Annotated in this window: 22 protein-coding genes; 18 read left to right on the top strand and 4 right to left on the bottom strand. The window is 60.1% G+C overall.

The window, feature by feature from the left end:
* Positions 1-4 precede the first annotated feature (4 nt).
* The 7 genes from rlmB (at position 5) to alr (ending at position 5416) form a co-directional block, all read left to right on the top strand.
* Entirely contained in the window at positions 5-751 is a 747-nt protein-coding gene (rlmB, locus tag DES49_RS13780; protein WP_133737013.1) for a 23S rRNA (guanosine(2251)-2'-O)-methyltransferase RlmB, read from the top strand.
* 133 nt (positions 752-884) lie between these two features.
* Entirely contained in the window at positions 885-1319 is a 435-nt protein-coding gene (gene rpsF / locus DES49_RS13775) for a 30S ribosomal protein S6 (protein WP_133737012.1), read from the top strand.
* A 30-nt stretch (positions 1320-1349) separates the two neighbouring features.
* Positions 1350-1580 (top strand): 30S ribosomal protein S18, encoded by a 231-nt coding sequence (rpsR, locus tag DES49_RS13770; RefSeq protein ID WP_133737011.1) that lies wholly within the window; start codon positions 1350-1352, stop codon positions 1578-1580.
* A gap of 16 nt (positions 1581-1596) precedes the next feature.
* Positions 1597-2448 (top strand): hypothetical protein, encoded by an 852-nt coding sequence (locus DES49_RS13765; RefSeq protein ID WP_133737010.1) that lies wholly within the window; start codon positions 1597-1599, stop codon positions 2446-2448.
* 14 nt (positions 2449-2462) lie between these two features.
* Positions 2463-2909, top strand: a complete 447-nt coding sequence (gene rplI / locus DES49_RS13760) for a 50S ribosomal protein L9 (RefSeq protein WP_133737009.1) — start codon at positions 2463-2465, stop codon at positions 2907-2909.
* A 30-nt stretch (positions 2910-2939) separates the two neighbouring features.
* The gene (gene dnaB / locus DES49_RS13755) at positions 2940-4322 is read left to right on the top strand and encodes a replicative DNA helicase (protein WP_133737008.1); all 1383 of its coding nucleotides are present in this window, start codon (positions 2940-2942) and stop codon (positions 4320-4322) included.
* The gene (alr, locus tag DES49_RS13750; protein ID WP_133737007.1) at positions 4322-5416 is read left to right on the top strand and encodes an alanine racemase; all 1095 of its coding nucleotides are present in this window, start codon (positions 4322-4324) and stop codon (positions 5414-5416) included. The genes dnaB and alr overlap by 1 nt, the downstream gene beginning before the upstream one ends.
* On the opposite strand, the gene DES49_RS13745 is transcribed toward alr, so the two are convergent.
* Positions 5413-5766 (bottom strand): hypothetical protein, encoded by a 354-nt coding sequence (locus DES49_RS13745; protein ID WP_133737006.1) that lies wholly within the window; start codon positions 5764-5766, stop codon positions 5413-5415. The genes alr and DES49_RS13745 overlap by 4 nt on opposite strands.
* Before the next feature lie 134 nt (positions 5767-5900).
* Between DES49_RS13745 and DES49_RS13740 the strand changes: the two genes are divergently transcribed.
* From DES49_RS13740 to DES49_RS13725, 4 genes are all read left to right on the top strand, one after another.
* A complete protein-coding gene (locus DES49_RS13740) occupies positions 5901-6731 on the top strand; it encodes an SDR family oxidoreductase (RefSeq protein ID WP_133737005.1) in 831 nt (276 codons plus the stop codon).
* 80 nt (positions 6732-6811) lie between these two features.
* Positions 6812-7957 (top strand): efflux RND transporter periplasmic adaptor subunit, encoded by a 1146-nt coding sequence (locus DES49_RS13735; RefSeq protein WP_133737004.1) that lies wholly within the window; start codon positions 6812-6814, stop codon positions 7955-7957.
* Positions 7957-11007, top strand: a complete 3051-nt coding sequence (locus tag DES49_RS13730; protein ID WP_133737003.1) for an efflux RND transporter permease subunit — start codon at positions 7957-7959, stop codon at positions 11005-11007. Before DES49_RS13735 ends, DES49_RS13730 begins: the two co-directional genes overlap by 1 nt.
* Positions 11008-11049: 42 nt before the next feature.
* On the top strand, positions 11050-12531 hold the full coding sequence (locus DES49_RS13725; protein ID WP_133737002.1) for an amidase: 1482 nt from the start codon (positions 11050-11052) through the stop codon (positions 12529-12531).
* A 162-nt stretch (positions 12532-12693) separates the two neighbouring features.
* On the opposite strand, the gene DES49_RS13720 is transcribed toward DES49_RS13725, so the two are convergent.
* Complete coding sequence (locus tag DES49_RS13720) at positions 12694-13836, bottom strand: alkane 1-monooxygenase (RefSeq protein ID WP_133737001.1); 1143 nt, start codon at positions 13834-13836, stop codon at positions 12694-12696.
* Positions 13837-13972: 136 nt separating this feature from the next.
* Between DES49_RS13720 and DES49_RS13715 the strand changes: the two genes are divergently transcribed.
* Positions 13973-14638: a GntR family transcriptional regulator gene (locus DES49_RS13715; protein WP_133737000.1), complete on the top strand. Its 666-nt coding sequence runs from the start codon at positions 13973-13975 to the stop codon at positions 14636-14638.
* Positions 14639-14644: 6 nt separating this feature from the next.
* On the opposite strand, the gene DES49_RS13710 is transcribed toward DES49_RS13715, so the two are convergent.
* On the bottom strand, positions 14645-15103 hold the full coding sequence (locus DES49_RS13710) for an ATPase (RefSeq protein ID WP_133736999.1): 459 nt from the start codon (positions 15101-15103) through the stop codon (positions 14645-14647).
* Positions 15104-15575: 472 nt separating this feature from the next.
* On the opposite strand from DES49_RS13710, the gene DES49_RS13705 reads away from it, so the two are divergent.
* The 6 genes from DES49_RS13705 (at position 15576) to DES49_RS13680 (ending at position 21354) form a co-directional block, all read left to right on the top strand.
* Positions 15576-17372 carry a copper resistance system multicopper oxidase gene (locus tag DES49_RS13705; RefSeq protein WP_133736998.1) on the top strand — a complete coding sequence of 599 codons (1797 nt, stop codon included), beginning with the start codon at positions 15576-15578 and terminating at the stop codon, positions 17370-17372.
* Positions 17373-17395: 23 nt separating this feature from the next.
* Entirely contained in the window at positions 17396-18172 is a 777-nt protein-coding gene (locus DES49_RS13700; protein WP_133736997.1) for a copper resistance protein B, read from the top strand.
* A 9-nt stretch (positions 18173-18181) separates the two neighbouring features.
* Positions 18182-18847, top strand: a complete 666-nt coding sequence (locus DES49_RS13695) for a response regulator (RefSeq protein WP_133736996.1) — start codon at positions 18182-18184, stop codon at positions 18845-18847.
* Positions 18834-20174: an ATP-binding protein gene (locus tag DES49_RS13690; RefSeq protein ID WP_133736995.1), complete on the top strand. Its 1341-nt coding sequence runs from the start codon at positions 18834-18836 to the stop codon at positions 20172-20174. Before DES49_RS13695 ends, DES49_RS13690 begins: the two co-directional genes overlap by 14 nt.
* Before the next feature lie 120 nt (positions 20175-20294).
* Positions 20295-20711 carry a hypothetical protein gene (locus DES49_RS13685; RefSeq protein ID WP_133736994.1) on the top strand — a complete coding sequence of 139 codons (417 nt, stop codon included), beginning with the start codon at positions 20295-20297 and terminating at the stop codon, positions 20709-20711.
* A 19-nt stretch (positions 20712-20730) separates the two neighbouring features.
* Positions 20731-21354, top strand: coding sequence for a DUF2231 domain-containing protein (locus DES49_RS13680; protein WP_133736993.1), 624 nt, complete (start codon positions 20731-20733; stop codon positions 21352-21354).
* Between the two features lie 139 nt (positions 21355-21493).
* Here the strand turns inward: DES49_RS13680 and DES49_RS13675 are convergent, their stop codons facing one another.
* Positions 21494-21883 (bottom strand): ectoine synthase, encoded by a 390-nt coding sequence (locus DES49_RS13675; RefSeq protein WP_133736992.1) that lies wholly within the window; start codon positions 21881-21883, stop codon positions 21494-21496.
* Between the last annotated feature and the right edge of the window lie 130 nt (positions 21884-22013).

The following is a 22013-nucleotide window of genomic DNA, read 5'->3' as shown; positions in this document are numbered from 1 at the left end:
TAGGGTGGCGCAGCGTATTCTGTTTGGGTGGCACGCCGTCGAGGCGTTACTGGAACACCATCCCGAGCGCGTCGTCCGGATCCAGTTCCAGCAGGGACGGGACGACAGGCGCCGAAAGCACGTCCGTGCCCTTGCCGAATCCTTTGGTGTGGCCATGGAAGAGTGCCATCGACGGACCCTGGATGAACTGACGGACGGCGAGAATCACCAGGGAATCGTCGCCCGCGTCAAGGCGGCACCGGAGGTTAGGGAAGCCGACCTCCTCGAACGGCTTGAGGCGTCCGCAAGACCGCCCTTCCTGTTAGTGCTTGATGGCGTCACAGACCCCCATAACCTGGGTGCCTGTCTGCGAACCGCCGATGCCGCCGGTGTGGATGCCCTGGTTGTTCCCAAGGACCATTCCGCGCCGCTCAACGGCGTGGCCATCAAGGTGGCCAGTGGTGCCGCCGAGTCCGTGCCCGTTGTAAGAGTCACCAATCTTGCACGCTTTATGCGCCAGTGTCGCGACCTTGGCGTCTGGTTCACTGGAACCACCGGCGACACGGACACCACCATCTATGACCTTGATCTCAGTGGCCCTCTCGGGCTTGTGATGGGCGCGGAAGGCGCGGGGATGCGTCGTCTGACCCGTGAACACTGCGATCAGTTGGGAAACCTGCCAATGGCGGGAATGGTGAGCAGTCTCAACGTCTCCGTAGCAACCGGAGTCTGTCTTTTTGAAGCCCGTCGCCAACGGCTGATTGCATCCTGAGCCTGTCGTCCCTAAAATGTGCGGTCCCCGTAATTCGGGGTTGTAACGCGATGCGCCCAAAGGGCATTGCTTCTGATCACTCCTTGCTTCCGTCGGACGCCCACGGAGGCTGCTTAACCCGTAAGGAGCTACAATGCGTCATTACGAAATCGTGACACTGGTCCATCCGGATCAGAGCGAGCAGGTCCCCGCCATGATCGAGCGATACACCAAGCTCGTGAATGAGGACGGTGGTACGGTACACCGTGTTGAGGACTGGGGTCGGCGCCAGTTGGCCTATCCGATCAACAAGATCCACAAAGCCCACTATATCCTGATGAACATCGAGTGCTCCCAGGAAGCGCTGGGCGAGCTGCAGCACAACTTCCGTTTCAATGACGCGGTTATCCGGGACCTTGTGGTCAAGAAGGATGAAGCGATCACCGAGCCCTCACCGATGAAGGCGACGGAAAACCGCGAAGAGCGCCGTGACGAGCGTCCGCGTCGTGACACCGAGACTGATTCCGGCTCCGACGCCTCCGGTGGCGAGAGCGAAGAGTCCGCGGAAGCCGAAGAAAGCAGCGAATAACACTCATCAGTGATGTAAGGAACCCTATTCATGGCACGTTTTTTCAGACGTCGTAAGTTTTGCCGTTTCACCGCGGAAGGCGTGAAAGAGATTGACTACAAGGATCTCGATACCCTGCGTGGTTACATTACCGAAACGGGTAAGATCGTACCCAGCCGTATTACCGGAACGCGCGCGCGCTACCAGCGCCAGCTCGCGACAGCCGTAAAGCGGGCGCGTTATCTGGCTCTGCTGCCGTACACCGACAGCCACGACCAGTAATACCCGGGGCTGATCAATGCAGCGTCTGGCCGAGTTCATATTGCGGGGTCCGGTCTATGCCGCGGGCGTAGCCCTGGTCGCAATGGCGGTACCTTTCCTGTTCTGGGTCAGTGCCGCCGCTGTGGCTCTGGTAACGCTGCGGTTGGGTCCGCGACAGGGGCTCAATGTCGGCATCTGGGCCCTGTTGCCGGGCGCGGCCTGGTTTCTGTGGGGAATGGATCCCGCACCACTGGCGGTCCTGCTGTTGACCATGGTGATGTCAGCCATTCTCCAGGCCACCGTTTCCTGGGAAAAAGCCCTGATCGGTGGCGCGGCAGCCGCCATTGCAGTAGCTCACGCCATACCCCTGGTCGCCCCCGACTTTTTCGGGCAGGTGACGGGGATGGCCGAGCAGGTGTACTCAGAGATGGACTCCGAGGCCACGGCCAATCTGCCGGAGGGGCAGGATCCGGCTTCAGTGATCCGTATGATGATGATCGCGACGCTGGGGCTGCTCAACTATGGCCTGGCCGTTCTGTCGACGCTGCTGGCTCGTGGCTGGCAGGCAAAGCTGTTCAACCCCGGAGGGTTGAAGAAGGAATTCCATGAATTCCGCCTGTCCGCCCCGGTTGCGCTGGCGGTGCTGGTGGTCCTTGCCGTAGGGGATTACGTTGGTCTCAATCCAACGTTGTTGCTCCTGGTGCTGGGACTGCCCTTGTTTATGGCCGGAATTGCGCTTGTTCACGGCGTTGTTGCAAAGCGTGAGCTGGCGCGCGGGTGGTTAGTCGGGTTCTATATAGCCCTGATCATCCTGACGCCCTGGCTGTTTTTGGTTTTGATGATTGCGGCAATTATTGATAGCTGGTTCGATATCAGACAGCGACTATAAAAGAGGTTAATGGAATGAACGTTATTCTGCTCGAGAAGATGCACAAGCTGGGCGACCTGGGTGACCAGGTTAAGGTAAAGGCGGGCTATGGCCGCAATTACCTGATTCCTTACGGCAAGGCGGTCCCGGCAACCAAGGCGAACGTTGAAGCATTTGAAGCGCGCCGCGCGGAGCTTGAAAAAGCGGCCGCGGAGCGGCTTCAGCAGGCGCAGACACGTGGTGAAGCCCTCCAGGACACGAATGTGACCATCGAGGCCAAGGCGGGTGAGGAAGGCAAGCTCTTCGGCTCCATCAGCGTACGGGACATTGCCGACGCCGTTTCCTCCTTGGGGACTGAGGTGGAGAAGAGTGAAGTGCTGCTTCCGGAAGGCCCGATCCGGGTAACCGGGGAGTATCAGATTGGTCTTCAGCTCCACACCGATGTGCAGGTTACGATCAACCTGAATGTCGTCAGGGGTTAATCCGGTCCACAGCAACGGAGTTCCCGGCTGATGGTGCAGGAACGGCAGGCGGATGACGACACTGGTCGTGTCAAGGTGCCGCCGCACTCGGTTGAGGCCGAGCAGGCGGTGCTTGGCGGCCTGATGCTGGATAATGCCGGCTGGGAAGTTGTTGCTGATCTGATATCCGCCAATGATTTCTACCGCTCAGAGCACCGGCTGATCTTTCATGCCGGCGAGCGCCTGATCGCCAACGACAAGCCCCTGGACATGGTTACGCTCGGGGAATGGCTCGAGCAGTCGGGGGACCTGGAGTCCTGTGGTGGACTTGCGTATCTGGGACAGCTTGCCGAGCAGACGCCCGGTGCCTCCAATATCCGCTCCTATGCGGAGATTGTTAAGGAGCGTTCGGTCCTGCGCCAGCTGGTGGAGGCTTCCGGACACATTGCCGACTCCGCCTTCAATCCCAAGGGCCGCACCAGTGCCGAGCTGCTGGACGACGCGGAAAGCCAGGTTTTCCGTATCGCCGAGGACCAGGTTCAGCAGAGCGGTGGCCCACGCGAAATAAACCCCATCCTCAAGGAAACGCTGACCCGGATCGAGGAACTGTTCGAAACCGAAGGGGGGCTGACCGGGCTTACCTCCGGGTTCAAGGATCTGGATGACATGACCTCCGGGTGGCAGCCGTCGGACCTGGTGATTGTGGCGGGCCGTCCATCGATGGGTAAGACCGCCTTCGCCATGAACCTGGTGGAGAACGCCATAATGGCCTCGGAACAGTCCGTGCTGGTGTTCAGCATGGAAATGCCGGCGGATGCCATTGTGATGAGGATGCTTTCCTCGATCGGCCGCATCAATCAGAGCCGGATACGCAGCGGCAACCTTGAGGAAGAGGACTGGCCGCGACTGACCTCCGCCATCAGCCTGCTTAAGAACAAGCCACTCTATATTGATGATACCCCGGCGCTCAGCCCCACGGAAATGCGTTCGAGAGCGCGCCGGATCGCGCGGGAAACCGGCAACCTGGGCCTGGTTATGGTCGACTATCTTCAGCTTATGCGCGCCCCGGGTAACTCGGAAGGGCGTACTGCCGAGATTTCAGAAATCTCCCGTGGCCTGAAGGGGTTGGCCAAGGAGCTGAATTGCCCTGTTATCGCTCTGTCGCAGCTGAACCGGAGTCTTGAGCAACGCCCGAACAAGCGACCAGTAAACTCGGATCTTCGTGAATCCGGAGCCATTGAGCAGGACGCGGACGTTATTGCGTTCATCTACCGGGACGAAGTGTACAACGAGGACAGCAGCGACAAGGGAACCGCCGAGATCATCCTCGGAAAGCAGCGGAACGGGCCGGTAGGCACAGTGCGTCTGGCCTTCATCGGTGAGTACACCAAGTTCGAGGATCTGGCTTTCGGGGATTATGGAGACGACTATTAATGCCGCGACAGACCCGAGCCCGGATCGATCTGAATGCGCTCAGGGGTAATTTCCGGCTGGCCCGGGAGCTGGCGCCTGGAACGCACTCCATGGCAGTGGTCAAGGCCGACGGATACGGTCATGGACTGGAGGCGGTGGCACAGGCCCTGACCCAGGAAACGGACTGCCTCGCGGTTGCCACCCTGGAGGAAGCCCAGCGCATCCGTCAGGTCGGCCTGAGCCCGGAAGTCGTTCTCCTGGAGGGGGTTCACGAGCCCAGCGACTGGCGGCTGGTTGTCGAGGGCCGATTCCAGCCGGTGTTGCATTCGCTCCACCAGCTTGAAGGAGTGGATTGCGTTCCGGGCAACGGGGCTGTTCCAGTCTGGGTAAAATGCAACACAGGCATGAATCGCCTCGGTCTGGACGCGGAAGGCGTCGAAACCATGGTATTGCGGATCCGGGAAACTCCAGGGTTGGAGGTGGCGGGCCTGATGACCCATTATGCCTGCGCCGATGACACCGCCGACGCCATGACCGGCGAGCAGGCACGCCGCATGCGCGCGATCAGCCGGGAATTCCCCGGGCTTCCGGTCAGTGCCGCCAACTCAGCCGCGCATTTTCATGGCAACGAAAGCCATTTTGACTGGACCCGCCCGGGTATCATGCTCTATGGCGGCACACCCCTTATCGGGCGCCGGGGACCGGATCTGGACCTCAGGCCGGTAATGAAACTGGAATCGCGCGTTATTGCCGTCCGCACGCTGGCCCCGGGGGAAACCGTGGGGTATGGCGCCACCTGGACCGCGGAACAGCCAACGCGCATGGGCATCGTCGAAATCGGTTATGGCGACGGTTATCCGAGGCACGCGCCCAACGGAACGCCCGTGGCTGTTGATGGGTGCCGGTGTGAGCTTATTGGCAGGGTTTCCATGGATATGATCGCAGTCAGTCTTGAGGCCTGTCCCCAGGCTGGTGTCGGTTCATCGGTGGAACTCTGGGGCGAGACGGTTTCAGTGGATGAGGTGGCGCAGCTGTCGGGCACCATAAGCTACGAACTGCTTACGGCGGTCTCACCCCGTGTTCCCCGCCTCCATGAGAGCGGGGAGGAGGCCTAGCGGGTCTCAGGCTCGAAAAGGATTTCCTCCATGAATTCCAGGATACCCTCGATGTGTTTGTCGTCCGCCTTTTTCACGACATTATGGATGACCATCCGGGTCCCCTTGAGCATGCTGCTGATCCCCATGCTTGCCATCTTCTGGAGCATGGGCCCGGCTTCCATACGCCTCAACGGTTCCAGGAAAAAGAAGTCCACCCCGGTTTCGGTCAGTTTCAGGATGGTATTGTAGAGTTCCTCGCGCTTTTTCTTGGTGACGCCGTTGGTACGGATGTCGTCAATCAGCTGGTTGGTTTCGGTAACCAGTGATTCCGGAAGGGGGGCTGCGAGGTGGTACTGGTCCTTTGGCATATCGTCTGTCTCCTGTGTTTGTCATGCCCAGTGTCATTACCATTAGAAGGTGTGAGCGAGGGTTGGGCATTGGCTGAAATGGCAGTTATTCTGTCGGCGAGGCAAGATGATGGCAATATAGGGAAGTGCATGGCGTGAAAATACTCGTTATCTATGAACCGGGGGCGTTTGGTCAATCGTTGCTGGAACGCCTGAACCAGACCGGGTTGAATATCACGCCGCTGCTGCTCAGTCGTCCGGCCGAATTAGCACTGGATCAGCTCCAGTCCTGGCTGGAGCCGGATTTCGACCTCGTGGTCAATGCCATCACCATGGACGACCCTGAGCTGGCGGAACAACAACCAGAAGAGAGTCGAGTACGCCTGTACGATATTCCCACGGCCCTGGCCCAACGGGCGGCCTTCCATGCGGTTGCCATGCTGCAGCTTTCCAGCTGTTATGTCTTCGATGGCCGCAAGCAGCAACCCTACATCGCCAGCAATCCCGGCAACCCATTATCCATACTCGGCCAGTGCCAGTGGGACACGGAGCAGTTCCTGCGCAGCAATCTCCCCCGGCACCTGATCCTGCGCACGGGCTGGTCTCTTGAGCGCTTTGTGGAAAAGGTAACCACCTACCCCGGCTCCGATCCCATGCACATGAGTGGCCGTCATTTCGGTCAGCCGACGGACGTTTCTGACCGGGTTCGTGTGGTTGTGGCAATCATGCAGCAGCTTTCATGTGGCGCGGAGGCCTGGGGAACCTATCAGTATGCGGGTGCGGATCCGGTGTCACTCTATAAACTGGGATTGGAAATCGCCGCGACGCTTCCCTCCGGAAAACAGCCCCACCTGATCGAGGAGGAAGCTCCCTGGCTGCGGCTGGAGCCGACCAACGCCATCCTCAACTGCAAGAAAATTCGCCACACCTTCGGTATTCAGCAGCGGTCATGGCGTGATTCACTGGTTGCCGATCCAGAGGCATGACGGACGCGTAACAAACCCGGTACAATTGCGCCTCTAAAAAACATAGCATGCGATTCATTTTTACCCGCTAGGATGGTCTGATGAGTACCACGCGCCGATTCATTATCGTAACCCTGGGTCTTCTGCTTGTGTTCGGCGGTATCGCCGGTTACAAGGTTTTCGAATACCGGATGATGCAGCAGTACCTGAATAAGGAAGAGCCGCCCGCCCTCGTGGACGCGACACGTGCTGAGTCCAGGGAGTGGGTGCCCTCGTTGCACTCGGTAGGCAGCGTTCGCGCCATCAATGGAATCAGAGTGGCCAACGAGGTGCCCGGCGTTGTGGAGGAAATCCAGTTTGAGTCCGGAGACATGGTTGAAGCCGGTGATGTACTGATCAGGCTGGACGCTGAAACGGACAAGGCAGCCCTTGAGACCCGCAAGGCGGAGGCAGAGCGGGCCCGCCAGGAATTCGAGCGCCTCTCCAACCTGGTCTCCCGTGATGCGGTATCCCAATCCCAGTATGACGAAGCCAAGGCGAACTTTGATGCCTCCCGGGCCCGCGTGAATGCGCAGGAGGCTCAACTCCGCAAGAAGACCATCCGCGCGCCTTTCCCCGGTAAGACGGGACTGCGCCAGGTTGACCAGGGCGAGTACATGGCCACCGGTACGCCCATTGTCGAGATCAATATGGTTGATCCCATCTATGTAGAGTACACGGTGCCGGAAAAGCATCTGGGAACGATTTCCACAGGGGACCGGGTCACCGCCACGGTTGCCGCCTTCCCGGAGCGGATTTTTGAGGGCGAAATCAGCGCCATCAACAGCTCGGTCAGCGCCGAGACCCGCACGGTGCGCGTACGGGCAACCCTTGATAACGAAGATGGCGCGCTCAGGCCCGGTATGTTTGCCAATGTCCGTACTCTGAGGCCCGAACCGCGGAAAGCGGTTGTTGTCCCCCGCACGGCCATCTCCTTCAACACCTATGGGGATTTTGTCTACGTGATTGCGGAAAACGACGAGGGTGAACTGGTTACCGAAAGGCGCAGTGTTGAGACCGGCGTCGAACGGGATCGGGTCGTCGAAGTGGAGTCCGGACTCGAGGCCGGTGAGCGGATCGTGAATACAGGGCTTCTCAGATTGCGCGCCGGGCAGCGTGTGGAGATTGCCGACGACAATGATGAGCCCAGCGACGATATCTCCGGTGAAGAGGCTGAAAAGGCGGCAGAGCAGGGAGCAGCTGACTGATGCGATTCACCGATATATTCGTCCAGCGGCCGGTCCTTGCCACGGTCGTCAGTCTCCTGATCCTGCTGTTGGGTGTGCGTTCGGCGATGGACATGGAGATCCGCCAGTACCCCGAGCTTGAAAGCACCACGGTCACCGTGACTACCGCCTATCCCGGTGCCAGCTCCGACCTTGTTCAGGGCTTTGTGACCACGCCCCTGCAGCAGGCGATTGCGGAAGCGGATGGCATTGATTTCCTGACCGGGCGAAGCACCCAGGGCACCTCCATCATCGAAGCCAAGATGGTGCTGAACTACGATGCCAATGACGCGCTGTCAGAGATACAGGCAAAGGTAGCGAGCCAACGCAATCAGCTTCCCGAGGGGGCTGAAGACCCGGTGATTGAATCGGAAACCGGCAGCTCAACGGCACTCATGTACATCGCCTTTCACAGTGATTCACTGGCCGTTCCCCGGATAACGGACTACCTGACCCGGATTGTCCAGCCACAGCTTCAGGCCCTGGAAGGCGTTGGCAAGGCCGACCTTCTGGGCCGGACCTTTGCACTGCGGGTCTGGCTGAATCCGGAAAAGCTGGCCAGCGTTAATCTGACGCCCCGGGAAGTGGTCGGGGTCCTGCAGGAAAACAACTACCAGGCGGCCGTAGGCAGCACGGAAAGTGACCTGATCAAGGTCAACATGGATGCGAACACGGATATTGCGGAACCTGAGCAGTTCCGCGACCTGGTGGTGAAGGAGCAGGATGGCAGTTTGATCCGGCTGTCAGACGTGGCGGACGTGGAGCTTGGCTCCGAGAACAATGACCAGATTGCCTATTACGCGGGAAACCCCGCCACCTACGTGGCGATCGAGCTTTCACCCGGCGCGAATCCCCTTGAGGTGGCTGAGCGCGTGCGCAGTGAACTGCCCGGGATCGAAAGCCAGCTGCCCAGTGGTCTGAATGTTGACCTTCCCTACGACGCCTCCGAGTTTATCGATGACTCCATCAACGAGGTGCTCCGTACCCTTCTGGAAGCGCTGGCGATCGTGCTGGTGGTGATCTTCCTTTGCCTCGGCAGTGTCCGCGCGGCGGCGGTTCCCTCGGTTGCGGTACCACTGTCCATGATTGGTGGCGCCTTTATCATGCTGATGTTGGGCTTCTCCCTGAACCTGCTCACACTGCTGGCCATGGTGCTGGCGATCGGGCTGGTGGTGGACGATGCCATCATCATGGTGGAGAACGTGCATCGCCATGTGGCCAGGGGCGAAGGGCGCTTTGAAGCCGCCATCAATGGTGCCCGGGAGATGGCGGTCCCCATCATCGCCATGACGACCACGCTGGTTGCCGTTTTCGCGCCTATCGGGTTCATGGGGGGGCTGGTTGGCTCGCTGTTCACCGAGTTCGCCTTCACGCTCGCGGGCACGGTCGTGATTTCCGGTATCGTGGCTCTTACCCTGTCGCCCGTTCTGTCGGCAAACGTCCTCAAGCCTGCGGGGCAGGAGGGGCGTTTCGAGCAGATGGCGGAGCACTTCTTCGAGCGACTTTCCAATGCTTACCGTAGAGCGCTCTCTTCGGTGGTACAGAGTCTCTCGGTCATCCTCTATTTCGGTGTGGTGGTGCTGATTGCCATCTACCTGATGGTGAACTTCAGCCAGAGCGAACTGGCTCCGGACGAGGACCAGGGCATCATGCTCTACCAGGGAACCGGGCCCCAGACGGCCAACCTGGATTACCTGGAGACCTACGGTGCGGAGATGCAGGAGCGTTTCGAGAGCCTGCCCGGCTACGAGGAGTCCTTCATGCTCCTGGGCGTCAATTCACCGAACACCATCTTCGGTGGTTTCAAGATGAAACCCATCAACGAGCGCGAGATCTCCCAGTTCGAGGTGGCCCCCATGCTCCAGGAGGAGATGGACAAGGTGACCGGAATGCGGGTGGCGACCTTCCCGCGGCCGCCTCTGCCGGCGTCCGGCGGTGGCCTGCCTTTCCAGTTCGTCCTGACGACCGGGAATGACTTTGAACAGCTCAATGAGGTTGCCGAGGAACTGCTCAGCAAAGCGAAGGCAAGCGGTAACTTTGTCTTTCTTGAAAAGACCATTGACTATGATCGCCCGATAACGCGGATCAAGGTGGACCGCGATCGGGTCGCCGACCTCGGATTGTCGATGGCGGATATCGGGGAAACGCTGTCGACCATGGTGGGCGAGGGGCTGGTGAACCGCTTCAATATGTCGGGTCGCGCCTATGACGTGATTCCCCAGGTACCCCGGGAATTCCGCGGAGAAGCGGAGCGCCTGCAGAATTATTACGTGCGCGCGGACTCCGGTGAACTGGTGTCCCTGGATCAGGTGATCGACTTTGAGAGCGATGTGGAGCCGTCCAGTCGGACCCAGTTCAATCAGCTCAACTCCATCACGCTCCAGGGTGTGCCCATGCCCGGGGTTGCCATGGGCGACGCGATGGAATACATGGAAGGGGCGGCCGGGGAAACACTCCCCAGCGGTTTCGGTTTTGATTACAACGGCCAGTCTCGGCAGCTGGACAAGCAGGGCAGTGCCCTGGCGGTGACCTTCTTCCTGTCGCTGCTGGTGATCTACCTGGTGCTGGCCGCGCAGTTCGAGAGCTGGCGCGATCCCATCATTATCCTGGTCTCCGTGCCTCTGTCGGTGGCGGGCGCCATGGTCTTTATCGTGCTCGGGGCCGCCTCCATGAACATCTACACCCAGGTGGGGCTGATCACCCTGATCGGGGTGGTCGCCAAGAACGGCATCCTGATCGTGGAGTTTGCCAACCTGCTCCAGAAAGACCGGGGCATGGGTGTGCGCGAAGCGGCCATTGAGGCCTCGGCCATCCGCCTCAGGCCGATCATCATGACCTCGCTGGCCCTGATTGTGGCCATGGTGCCGTTGCTGCTCGCATCCGGTCCGGGCGCAGTCAGCCGGTTTGCGATTGGCCTGACGGTGGCAACAGGGCTCGGATTCGGGACCTTTTTCACACTCTTCGTTCTGCCGGGCTTTTACATTATGCTGGCCAGGGATCATAACGCCCCGGCCCAAGGCCAGGAGGCATAAGTCAGAACCAAAACAAAGTAAAAAAATAAAGGAGCATCCGGCATGACGCCAGAGGAATACCGACAGCACGACGCCACGGCGCTCTCTGAGCTGATCCGCCGTGGCGAGGTGTCGCTGGGGGAGGTGGTGGATACGGCCATAAGCCGGGCCGAGGCCATCAATCCGGAACTGAATGCCATCTGCCTGCCACGCTATGACAAGGCGCGGGAAGACAGACCCGGGGCGGATGCCCCCTTTGCCGGTGTGCCGTTCCTGGCCAAGGATCTTGCTCAGGAGATGGCTGGAATGCCCTGCACCATGGGGAGCCGGGCCCTGCGTCTGAACATTCCCGCGCAGGATTCTGAGTATATAAAGGGGTGCCGTAACGCCGGCCTGGTTATTCTCGGGCGGACCGCCACGCCGGAACTGGGGCTGAAGGCGGTTACCGAGTCGCGGCTCTGGGGTCCGACGCGCAATCCATGGGACAGTGAACGCACGCCCGGTGGGTCGAGCGGCGGCTCCGGCGCGGCTGTAGCGGCGGGCATCGTACCCATGGCCGGTGCCAATGACGGCGGCGGCTCAATCCGCATTCCCGCCGCCTACAATGGGTTATTTGGGCTCAAGCCCTCCCGTGGCCGCGTTTCTTTCGGGCCCTACACCGGTGAATACTGGACCGGGGCGAGCATCGACCATGTGGTTAGCCGCAGCGTCCGCGACAGCGCGGGGATGCTGGATTGCATCGCCGGCAATCCCAAGGGAGACCCCTTCCGCATTGAGCCCCCGGCGCAACCCTACGCAAAAGCGATCAAATCCGCACCGCGCCCGCTGCGAATCGGTTTCTTCACCGAATCCCCCTATGGGACCGAGGTGGCCCCGGAAGCCGCGATGGCGATTGAGGCTACCGCCCGGCAGCTCGAAGACCTGGGTCACCACGTAGAGCCTGCTGCACCCGACTACAACGGCATGGACCTGGCGCGCGCCTATCTTTCCCTCAACTTCGGCGAAGTGGCCGCCACCATGGCTGAGGCCCGCGATACCTTCGGGGCCCGCGACAGCGACTTTGAAGTGGAGACCCGTCTTCTCGGCACCCTTGGCGACAGCATGCGCGCCGTGGACTGCGTCCGCTCCCGCCGCCAATGGAACGACTTTGCCCGCGCGCTCGGCGCCTACTTCGAGCAGTACGACATGTATCTCTGCCCCACCACCGCCCAGCCGCCCGCACGAATTGGCGAACTGGAAACCCCCATCCACCTCAAGATGGCCGCGCGACTCATGGTAGGGTTCAAGGCGGGAACGCTGGCGCTGAAAAGCGGTATCGTGGATGACCTCGCGAAGGAAAACCTGGCCCGGGTTCCCTTCACCCAACTCGCCAACCTCACGGGCACGCCGGCGATGTCGGTACCGTTGTACTGGAACGAGGAAGGACTACCGGTAGGCGTCCAGTTCGGAGCCCCCCATGGCGGAGAAACCGAACTCTTCCAACTGGCTGCGCAGCTCGAAGAGGCGCATCCGTGGTGGCATCAGTACGACCGAATTAGTATTTGAGGGCGTTCTGCACCTAGAAAGAAAGGCAGGAAGCGGGGGTTCTATCCGGGAAGCTCTTTCGCCATGGATGGCGAAAGCGCAGCGTACAGGGATGTATTTATAGCGTTTCCCGGATAGAACCCCCGCTTCCTGCCAGGCACTAAACCCTCAGTCTTCCGTTACTCAGGCTTTACTGTAAGGCCGCTGCTCCCGAAAGAGCTGATCCAGCTCCCCCTGATAATAAGCCTCGACCCTCGGATTCATCACCCACTTCCACAGCGGCGGCACCAGCGCCAGAACAAACATCGACGCATAGCCCCCTGGCAACTGCGGACTCTCATCATAGTGCCTCAACACCTGATAACGCCGACGCGGAAACGCATGATGATCCGAATGCCGCTGCAAGTGAAACAGGAACAGGTTGGTCAGCAGATAGTTGCTGTTCCAGCTGTGCGCCGGCGTCACCCGCTCAAACCGGCCATTCTCCTGAACACGGCGGTGCAGGCCGTAATGCTCCAGGTAATTGATGACCTCCAGCGTAAAGGCCGCAAAGAAACTCTGCCCCAGGAAGAACACCAGCCCCGCCCAGCCAAAGGCGACAGTGAAACCAACCGCGAACAGCGCGGAAATGGTGTACCACCAGATCAGTTCATTGGCAGGGCCGTAGGGGGTCTTGCCCTTGCGCCGGAGCTTCTTGGCCTCCAGCTTCCAGGCATTCATGAAATTGCGCGGAAACGCCTGGGCCAGGAATGCATAGACGCCCTGATTGTACCGTGAGGAACTGGCATCCTCTGGCGTGGATACGTGCACATGGTGGCCCATGATGTGCTCCACCTTGAACCCGGCGTAGGTCACGCTCGCAAGCGCCAGACCGCCAACCCAGGTCTCCAGCTTCGTATCCTTGTGGATCAGCTCATGGCCGATGTTGATGGCCATGATGCCACCGACCACGCCAATCGAGAGAATCCAGCCGAACTGGGCGACAAGGCTCATCTCCACGGTGGCGAAGGCCCAGCCCGCATAGACAATAACGGCCAGATGAATCGGGACGCAGCCCATGGTGAGGATGCGGTAGTACCAGTCATTGGTCATGCCCGGGACTTCGTTGTCCTCATCCGGGTTGGCGGGATCCTTGCCGATGATGTAGTCGATAACCGGAATGATGCCGAAGATGAAAATAACCGGGAACCAGGCCCAGAACATGATGTTCTCGCCCAGTGTCAGCTGATAGGAGACATAGGCAGCAATAGCGGGGACCACCAGTACCAGCAGATAGGCGTAGCGTTTGATGCGGAGCATCACCTCGGGTGGCACATGTTTGAGCATGGCGGCTTCCTCCTTGTGGTGTTGTTGCGACTGTAGAATCACTCTATCCTCGCAATTCATCAATTGTCAAACAACTCATGTATGAATCCATCAAGACCTCATGTAGAATGGGCGTGTAACGATCCAGGAGACGATAATGGCATTACCCCAATCCGTGAGTCTGAGTGAGCGCATTGCGCGTCATCTTGCGGTTCAGATCATCCGTGGCCAGCGCGCGCCTCTTGAACGACTGCCGGAATCTGAACTGGCGCGTGAGCTTGAGGTCAGCACCAATTCACTGCGCGAAGCGTTCCGGCTTCTGGAGGGATGGCACCTGGTCGAGATCCAGCCCCGCAAGGGGACGCGGGTCTGTGGTGTGAGCGAAGGGGATGTTCGGGATCTCTATGATTTTCTCTTCCTGCTGCTGGGTCGCCTGGCGGCGGATATTGCGGACAGCTGGCAGCCAGGGCAACTGGAGCCCTTCCTGGAGCTGAGTCGCCAGTTTGAGGCGCAGGCCGAGCATCATGATCGGGAACGGGTTCATGAACTCGCCTTCGATCTGGCGCGGGAGGGGTTAAGGCTGACGCCGAACCGTTATCTGAACGACGCGATTGAGGACCTGCTGCCGCTGTTACAGCGCTATTCCTTCATGGCCCTGCAGGAGGAAACCGCGGAGTTGGATACGTCCGTGGCGTGTATGCGCAATACCATCAACGCTGTTGTGAACAGGGATGGCACCCGCGCGGCCGCCTGCCTGCGCGAGTACGGGGAAAACCAGTGCCAGGTGGTGCTGCGCGCCGTCGCCAAGCGGGTAGCGGCCTGAGTCGATTCAGACGTCCTGCATCCGTCCCACTTCCCGGGCAATGCGCATGGCTTCGTGACGCTCCAGGTTCAGCAGGTTTTCGGCCATTTCCCTCGCTTCCGGGATCTCCGCACGGTCGGCCAGATTCTGGTAAAGCTCAATGACCTGGTCATGGAAGTCAAAGATTTCCCTGGCAATGCCATTGAAATCCAGCTTGGTGTAGGGCGAATCACAGGTGCGATGGGTCTTGATGGGCTTGTGGGTGAGGTAGTCATAGATCCAGGTTTTCAGGGCCCTGGCATCGCCGTCGTTCTCGAACCCTTCGACGGTTTTTTCGAGCTCGGCCTCATGGGTCGCGAGGTAGTCCAGCAGGATGCGGGCGCGCTCTTCCTCGTGCTCAGTGGCGCAGTGCGCCAGACAGGTGGATGTCTGGTGATGCAGGTTGCGGGTCCAGTCGATCAGGTCTCTGAACGTTTTGATTTCCATTGGCGGAAACTCCTGTCCGGTTGGTTCGCTAGCGGTAACAGTATGCCTGAGGATCAGTCGTGATGATCATGATGAAGATCATCGGATGACCCCTTACGGTTTGCAAGAAAGATGCTTTCCACCAGCAGTATGACCGCCATGGATAGCGCGGCAACGCCAATGACAACGGGATCGGACACCATCTTGACCCAGATGAATCCCACCAGAACGAGAAGATCGAGAACAATGGCGGTTACCAGAATGACCGGATTGGCGCCGACCGCCTGCCTCAGGTACCTCAGAACGCCCCAGTGACAGGTTGCTGGCGACCGCGAACCCGACCAGCGTGTAAATCACCACACAGAGAGCGATGGAAATGATAATGGCCAGGCCGACATTTTAGTTGTCAGTTCCGATTCAGCTTGGTATGCAATGCTTTCCGCTCCACTATCATAAGTCTGCATCAGGATCAGGCGAATGAGGGAGTTTGAATATGAACAATGATGATCATCCCGGCCAGCGCTCACTGTCGCGCCGGGACATAATCAGGGCCGGAACTTCCATGGGCCTGATGGTCGGGCTTGGCAGCCTACTGCCCGGCTATGCCTTCGGCCTGACCGGTAACCAGGAGCTCACACGCCGAACCGAGGGCAACTCGGACATCTACGAGCTGACCATTGACCGCACGCCCCTGGCGATCGACGGGCGCAAAAGCGCTCAGCCGATCACGGTCAACGGCTCACTGCCGGCTCCACTGATCCGTCTGCGCGAAGGACGCGAGGCCGTTCTCAGGGTGACAAACAAGCTTGATGAGCCCACCTCCATTCATTGGCACGGGATCCTTCTGCCCTTTGAAATGGACGGCGTGCCCGGCGTCAACTTTGAAGGCATCGCTCCCGGGGACACCTTTGAATACCGCTATCCGGTCCGCCAGAGCGGCACCTACTGGTATCACAGCCATTCCGGGCTCCAGGAGCAGCTGGGTCACTATGGGCCCCTGATCGTGGATCCGGCGGAGTCCGAGCCGTTCGAGTACGACCGCGAATACGTGATCGTGCTTTCCGACTGGACTTTCACTGAGCCCGCCGAAGTGATGCGCAACCTCAAGGTGGCCGAAGGCTACTACAACTACAACAGGCGGACGGTGTCCGACTTCTTCGAGGATGTGGCCAACCTGGGCTGGAGCGGCGCCTGGGAGAAGGCGGGCATGTGGGGCCGCATGCGCATGACCCCGAGAGACATTCTGGATGTCACCGGTGCCGAGTACACCTACCTGATGAATGGCATGTCGCCCAATGACAACTGGACCGGCCTCTTTGAGCCGGGCGAGAAGGTGCGTCTGCGCGTGATCAACGCCTCGGCCATGTCCATCTTCGATGTTCGCATTCCGGGATTGCCGATGACCGTGGTTGAGGCCGATGGCCAGAAGGTAGAGCCGGTGGAGACCGATGAGTTCCGCATCGGTGTGGCCGAGACCTATGATGTCCTTGTGGAGCCGCAGGACGAGGCCTACACCCTGTTTGCCCAGTCCCAGGACCGTTCCGGCTTTACTCGCGGCACCCTGGCCGTGCGCGAGGGCATGGAAGCGTCCGTGCCGGAGCTCTACCCGCGTACCGAGCGTGGCATGGCGGCCATGGGCATGGCTGATCACCGTGATGGCGGAATGGACCATGGTTCCATGGAAGGAATGGATGATATGAACCAGGACGGTGGTGGTATGGATGGGTCGATGCACGGCAACGGCGGTCAGCCTCCGGTGGCAGGTCGCGAGATCTCGCACGGACCGGACAACCACGGCGCCGGCGCTGCCATGGTGGCCATGAATCCGAGACCAAGACTCGATGATCCCGGTGTGGGCTTCGAACATGTGGACCACCGGGTACTGACGTACGACCAGCTCCGTGGCCTGCATGCCTGGCCGGACGAGCGCGAACCCGAGCGTGAGGTGGAACTGCACCTGACCGGCAACATGGAACGCTACATGTGGTCCTTCGACGGGCAGAAGTTTTCGGAAGTCGACGGCCCCATTCCTTTCGGTCATGGCGAGCGCCTGCGCCTGATCCTGGTCAACGACACCATGATGGATCACCCCATTCACCTCCACGGCATGTGGATGGAACTGGAGACCGGTAATGACGGTTACCGGCCCCGTAAGCACACGCTGCTGGTCAAGCCCGGGGAAATGATCTCGGCACAGATTACGCCGGAGCATAAAGGCGACTGGGCCTTTCACTGCCACCTGCTCTACCACATGAAAGCGGGCATGTTCCGCGTGGTGTCCGTTCAATGAGTGCGCAGAACAGGAGGAACAACATGGCTGTCAAACACGGTCGTTACACAGCCCTGGTGGTCCTGGGGCTGATCGGCTTGGCACCTGCGGCGCTCGCACAGGGCGTTGGTCCACAGGCGAAGTCGGACTGGCCGCTCCCAGTGCATGACGATGTCACCCAGGGCCAGCTTCTGATGGATCGCTTTGAGTACCAGGACGGCGACGATGAGGACGTTTTTGCCTGGGAAGGCCAGGCCTGGTGGGGCGGGGATACCCATCGCCTGGTGGTCGACTCCGAAGGTGAGGCCCTGGTCTCCGGAGGTGACGGCGGTGAAGTGGAAAGCTTCGATGTCCAGTACGGCTACGGTTTCAGTGCCTACTGGCAGGCGAAGGCCGGGCTGGGTTACCAGACCACTTTTGGTCCCGGGCCGGACAGGGACCGGGCGTCCGCCGTGGTCGGCGTTCAGGGGCTGGCCCCTTACTGGTTCGAGGTGGACACCGGCCTTCGCGTCAGTGAGGATGGCGATGCGGTGGCCGAATTCGAGGGCGAGTACGACTGGCTCTTCACCCAGCGCCTGATCCTGCAGGGCCGGGCGGAGACCAGTTACGCCTTCAGCGAGGTCCCTGAATTCGGTGTCGGTGAAGGAATTAACGGTCTTACGCTGGGATTGCGCCTGCGCTATGAGCTGGCCCGCGAGTTCGCGCCCTATGTCGGTGTGCGCTGGCAGGACCAGTACGGCGATACGGCGGACCTGACCCGTGCCGAAGGCGAGGATACAGAGAAGACATCGCTGGTTGCCGGTGTGCGCTGGTGGTTCTGAAGGAATGCCATGAGACTGCTGCTGGTTGAAGACGACAGCCTCCTTGCCGAGAGCCTGCAACGACAGCTCTCTTCGGCAGGCTTCAGTGTGGATGCCATCGCCACGGCGTCGGGCGCGGCCCAGCTTGGCAGGCAGGAAGACTACCGCGTTGTGGTGCTGGATCTGGGCCTGCCCGACGGCAATGGCCTGGATGTGCTCAGGCAGTGGCGGTCGCGCGGGCTAACTATGCCCGTGCTGATCCTCACCGCCCGCGGTGATTGGCAGGATAAGGTGAGCGGTCTCAAGGCCGGCGCCGATGATTACCTGGCCAAACCCTTCCAGACCGAAGAGCTTCTGGCACGTCTTGATGCCCTGATCCGTCGCAGTGAAGGGCGGGTAGATTCGTTCCTCTCCGCCGGCGGGTTCAGGTTGGATGAAAACCGTCAGGTCCTGGTGACCCCGGATGGCGAGGAACACCCACTCACCGGGACTGAATTCCGCCTGCTGCGCTGCCTGATGAGCCGGCCCGGCCAACTGTTCTCGAAGGAAAACCTTCTAGAGCAGGTCTATAACCTGGATGAAAGCCCGACCCATAACGCGATCGAGGCCTATATCCGCCGGCTTCGGAAGGTGGCTGGTCAGGATGCGATTGTGACGCGTCGGGGCCAGGGGTATATGTTCAATGCCGTGGATTGACCTCAACCGCTCCATCCGGCGCACGCTCCTGATCGTACTGCTTCCCGCTGCCATTGCCCTGATGGGGGCTGCCTGGGTTATCCATGGGGCACTGCTGGAGCGCATGGCTCGCAGCTTTGTGGAGGACCGCCTCAGGGAGGAGGTCGGTTTTCTCAAACACCGCATCAATCAGGCCGACGGGAGCATTGAGGCGCTGAGTACCGGGGATTATTTCGAGGAAGTCTTCCATCACGCCTTTGCCGTGCGCGTTGGCTCCCGGCAGTACGTCAGCCTGGGCCCCTGGAAGTCATTGCTGGGCCCTTTGCTGGAAGAGAGTTCCACGGGATTCATCCGCCAGACCGAGTCAGCCGGGGAGATTTCGGATTACCTTGCCTACCGTGAAACCTTTGAAGTAGGAGGGCGGGAAGCGGTCATAGTTGTGGCTGAAGATCTTTCCCGGATTGATACCAGTCAACGCGAACTGCATATCTGGACGGCAGTGGTGTCCGCCGTGCTGCTGGGCTTGCTCGTTCTGGTGATCTGGATGGGTATTCGGCTGTCCCTGGCGTCTGTGACGACGTTGCAGACTGCCTTGAAGGAACTGCAGCAGGGCGAACGGGAGCGTCTCGATATTGAGACGCCCGCGGAGTTCCAGCAGCTTGTGCGGCAGCTGAACCAGCTGCTGGAGACGCTTGACCAGCGCCTGATCCGTTCACGGGAGGCGTTGGCGAACCTGTCCCACAGTATCAAGACGCCGATTACCGCTGTCCGTCAGGTACTGGAAGAGCGCGAACAGCACCTCGACTGGGACATGCGTCGGCAACTAGCCCAGCGTCTTTCGGACATTGACGGGCAGCTTGAGACCGAGATGCGCCGCAGCCGCTTTGCCGGTGCTCAGGCTGGCAAGGGGGCCGCTCCCGTCAGCCAGGCGCGGGAGCTGATCTGGATGCTTGGGCAGCTGTACCCGGACAAGGCGTTCGAGCTCGAAACCGACTTGTCTGACGAGCGCCGTTGGCCGATCGAGGAATATGATCTTAACGAGGTTCTCGGAAACATCCTGGATAATGCCGGAAAGTGGGCAGTCTCAAGCGTGGTTCTGTCATTGAAGGAGGACGAAACCGGGTTGGTTATCGAGGTCAGTGATGATGGCCCCGGCATAGCCCCGAAAGAGTTCCCGACCCTCGGGACCCGTGGTCAGCGCCTGGATGAGCAGGCATCCGGGCACGGGCTGGGGCTGGCCATTGTCCGGGATGTTGTCCTCCGGTACGACGGCTGGGTGACCTTTGATGCCAGCGACACGGGTGGCCTCCGGGTTCGGGTTGTTCTTCCGGAAAGGGTTTCCCTTTGATGCCGTCAATTTTTGACGGCAATCAGTTCCATATCAGCTTTGTATGGTTTGATGGAGATTGTCGGGACTAGTTGCTCGGTCACGATGTGACAATGAAGCAATAAAAAGAGAGGGATGGAAATGAAAAAAATACTCGCGTTGATGCTTTTTGCTGTATTGGCCGTGAATCCGGCATTCTCCCAGCAGGGAAACAAGCATGACGGTATGAAGCAGGGTGGCATGATGGGTAATGGCTCTGGCATGGGAATGATGGGCGGCGAGCAGATGCAGGAGCGCATGCAGAGGATGCACGAGAAAATGGACCAGGCTCGGGAAACACGGGATCCTGAAAAACGTCGTGAAATCATGCGGGAGCACATGAAAACCATGCGCGGCACCATGCAGGAGATGCGTGGCGGTATGGGAAACAGGCAGGAAGGCTCCTCCAACCAATCCGAAATGCCCATGGAGAAGCGCATGCAGCGCATGGAACAGCATATGGAGATGATGCAGGGCATGATGGAACAGATGATGGAGCGGGACTCGCTCGAAGAGTAAGGAACGCGGGGGCCCTGTCATGATCGAGATCGTACCCAACTGGCACCCCATCTGGGTCCATTTCCCAGTCGCGTTACTGACCATTGCAACGGTCTTTTTCCTGGCCGGCCTTGTCCTCCCGGACAGGGCCGGGGAGCGGGTCACCGCCGCGGCACGCTGGAATCTGGCCGCCGGTGCCCTATTGCTGATCCCCACGCTGGTGACAGGCTACCTCGCCTACAATTCGGTCGCCCATGACGCCGCTGGCCACCAGGCCATGGAGCGCCACATGACAGCGGCCTGGGTGGTCGCGGTCCTGTTTGCGGTTGCCGTCCTGCTTGCCTGGCTGGATCGTTTCCGCGCCCGGGGCGCGGGGGTGGTGCTGACCATTGTTCTTCTGATTGGAACGGGCGCGGTTGGCGTTACCGGCTACCTCGGGGCGGAAAACGTCTACCGCCATGGCTTGGGCGTGGAGCGGCTACCGGAGGGGGTCAGCAATCAAGCAGCACCCCGGGGCGCCGAGCAGCAGCCTGAACAGACGGGAGGTGGTGTCAGTGGGGCCGCCCCCGAGCAGGAGCGGGCATCTCAGGATACTTCCGAGGATGAGGGCCAGAAGGCCAGTGATGTCCCCGAAGGGCACGAGGGGCATGACCACGAACATTGAGCCGATGCCGGTACTTCGGGCCGGTTATCCCGGCCCGCGGGGCCTGCTAATCCTTATTCCCTTGGTGAACCTCGCGTTCATCTACTTCCTGGCCTTTTCACGCTGGCCGGTGGAAGAGGGCCGTAGGGAGTAAGCTGTTTTAACTCTCGTCGGGCAGGTAGGCGCCGTCCTTATCGTGCACTTCACGGCCGGTCACCGGCGGGTTGAAGGTGCAGATCAGGCGCATGTCCTCGGTACCGCCGCGCAGGATATGACGGTCGTGCTCGTTGAGGGCGTACATGACACCGTCGTAGATCTGGTGGGTCTCGCCCGTGGCCAGGTCTTCAATGCTGCCGTTGCCCGCGACGCAGTACACGGCTTCCAGGTGGTACTTGTACCACAGGTGCAGCTCGGCGCCGGCCGGGATAATGGTCTCGTGGAATGAGAATCCCATGCCGTCCTTCTTGAGGAGCATGCGGCGGCTGGTCCAGCCCGGTCCCTGCACTTCCCGCTCTGTGCCGATCAGATCCTTAATGTCACGTACAATCATCTGTTGTCATCCTCCCATTGGACTAACGCTCCCCAGGGGCGAAATGCATGGTTCGCCATGGAGAGAAACCGGATTCAGTGTAGTAGCTCAGAAGTGGAAAGCCCAGAGGTAGAACTACTTACGCGGAGGT

The sequence above is a fragment of the Halospina denitrificans genome (assembly GCF_004364635.1).
In the GTDB taxonomy this organism is placed as follows: domain Bacteria; phylum Pseudomonadota; class Gammaproteobacteria; order Pseudomonadales; family Oleiphilaceae; genus Halospina; species Halospina denitrificans.
This window is presented reverse-complemented; position numbering and strand designations above follow the sequence as displayed.

Excerpts from the sequence above, each read along its gene's own strand:
- DES49_RS13745 (WP_133737006.1), bottom strand. The coding sequence starts at position 5,766 with ATGCCAAAGGACCAGTACCACCTCGCAGCCCCCCTTCCGGAATCACTG.
- DES49_RS13725 (WP_133737002.1), top strand. The coding sequence starts at position 11,050 with ATGACGCCAGAGGAATACCGACAGCACGACGCCACGGCGCTCTCTGAG.
- DES49_RS13765 (WP_133737010.1), top strand. The coding sequence starts at position 1,597 with ATGCAGCGTCTGGCCGAGTTCATATTGCGGGGTCCGGTCTATGCCGCG.
- DES49_RS13675 (WP_133736992.1), bottom strand. The coding sequence starts at position 21,883 with ATGATTGTACGTGACATTAAGGATCTGATCGGCACAGAGCGGGAAGTG.
- dnaB (WP_133737008.1), top strand. The coding sequence starts at position 2,940 with ATGGTGCAGGAACGGCAGGCGGATGACGACACTGGTCGTGTCAAGGTG.
- DES49_RS13690 (WP_133736995.1), top strand. The coding sequence starts at position 18,834 with ATGCCGTGGATTGACCTCAACCGCTCCATCCGGCGCACGCTCCTGATC.
- DES49_RS13685 (WP_133736994.1), top strand. The coding sequence starts at position 20,295 with ATGAAAAAAATACTCGCGTTGATGCTTTTTGCTGTATTGGCCGTGAAT.
- rplI (WP_133737009.1), top strand. The coding sequence starts at position 2,463 with ATGAACGTTATTCTGCTCGAGAAGATGCACAAGCTGGGCGACCTGGGT.
- rpsF (WP_133737012.1), top strand. The coding sequence starts at position 885 with ATGCGTCATTACGAAATCGTGACACTGGTCCATCCGGATCAGAGCGAG.
- DES49_RS13705 (WP_133736998.1), top strand. The coding sequence starts at position 15,576 with ATGAACAATGATGATCATCCCGGCCAGCGCTCACTGTCGCGCCGGGAC.
- rpsR (WP_133737011.1), top strand. The coding sequence starts at position 1,350 with ATGGCACGTTTTTTCAGACGTCGTAAGTTTTGCCGTTTCACCGCGGAA.
- DES49_RS13695 (WP_133736996.1), top strand. The coding sequence starts at position 18,182 with ATGAGACTGCTGCTGGTTGAAGACGACAGCCTCCTTGCCGAGAGCCTG.
- DES49_RS13720 (WP_133737001.1), bottom strand. The coding sequence starts at position 13,836 with ATGCTCAAACATGTGCCACCCGAGGTGATGCTCCGCATCAAACGCTAC.
- alr (WP_133737007.1), top strand. The coding sequence starts at position 4,322 with ATGCCGCGACAGACCCGAGCCCGGATCGATCTGAATGCGCTCAGGGGT.
- DES49_RS13700 (WP_133736997.1), top strand. The coding sequence starts at position 17,396 with ATGGCTGTCAAACACGGTCGTTACACAGCCCTGGTGGTCCTGGGGCTG.
- DES49_RS13680 (WP_133736993.1), top strand. The coding sequence starts at position 20,731 with ATGATCGAGATCGTACCCAACTGGCACCCCATCTGGGTCCATTTCCCA.
- DES49_RS13715 (WP_133737000.1), top strand. The coding sequence starts at position 13,973 with ATGGCATTACCCCAATCCGTGAGTCTGAGTGAGCGCATTGCGCGTCAT.
- DES49_RS13730 (WP_133737003.1), top strand. The coding sequence starts at position 7,957 with ATGCGATTCACCGATATATTCGTCCAGCGGCCGGTCCTTGCCACGGTC.
- DES49_RS13735 (WP_133737004.1), top strand. The coding sequence starts at position 6,812 with ATGAGTACCACGCGCCGATTCATTATCGTAACCCTGGGTCTTCTGCTT.
- DES49_RS13710 (WP_133736999.1), bottom strand. The coding sequence starts at position 15,103 with ATGGAAATCAAAACGTTCAGAGACCTGATCGACTGGACCCGCAACCTG.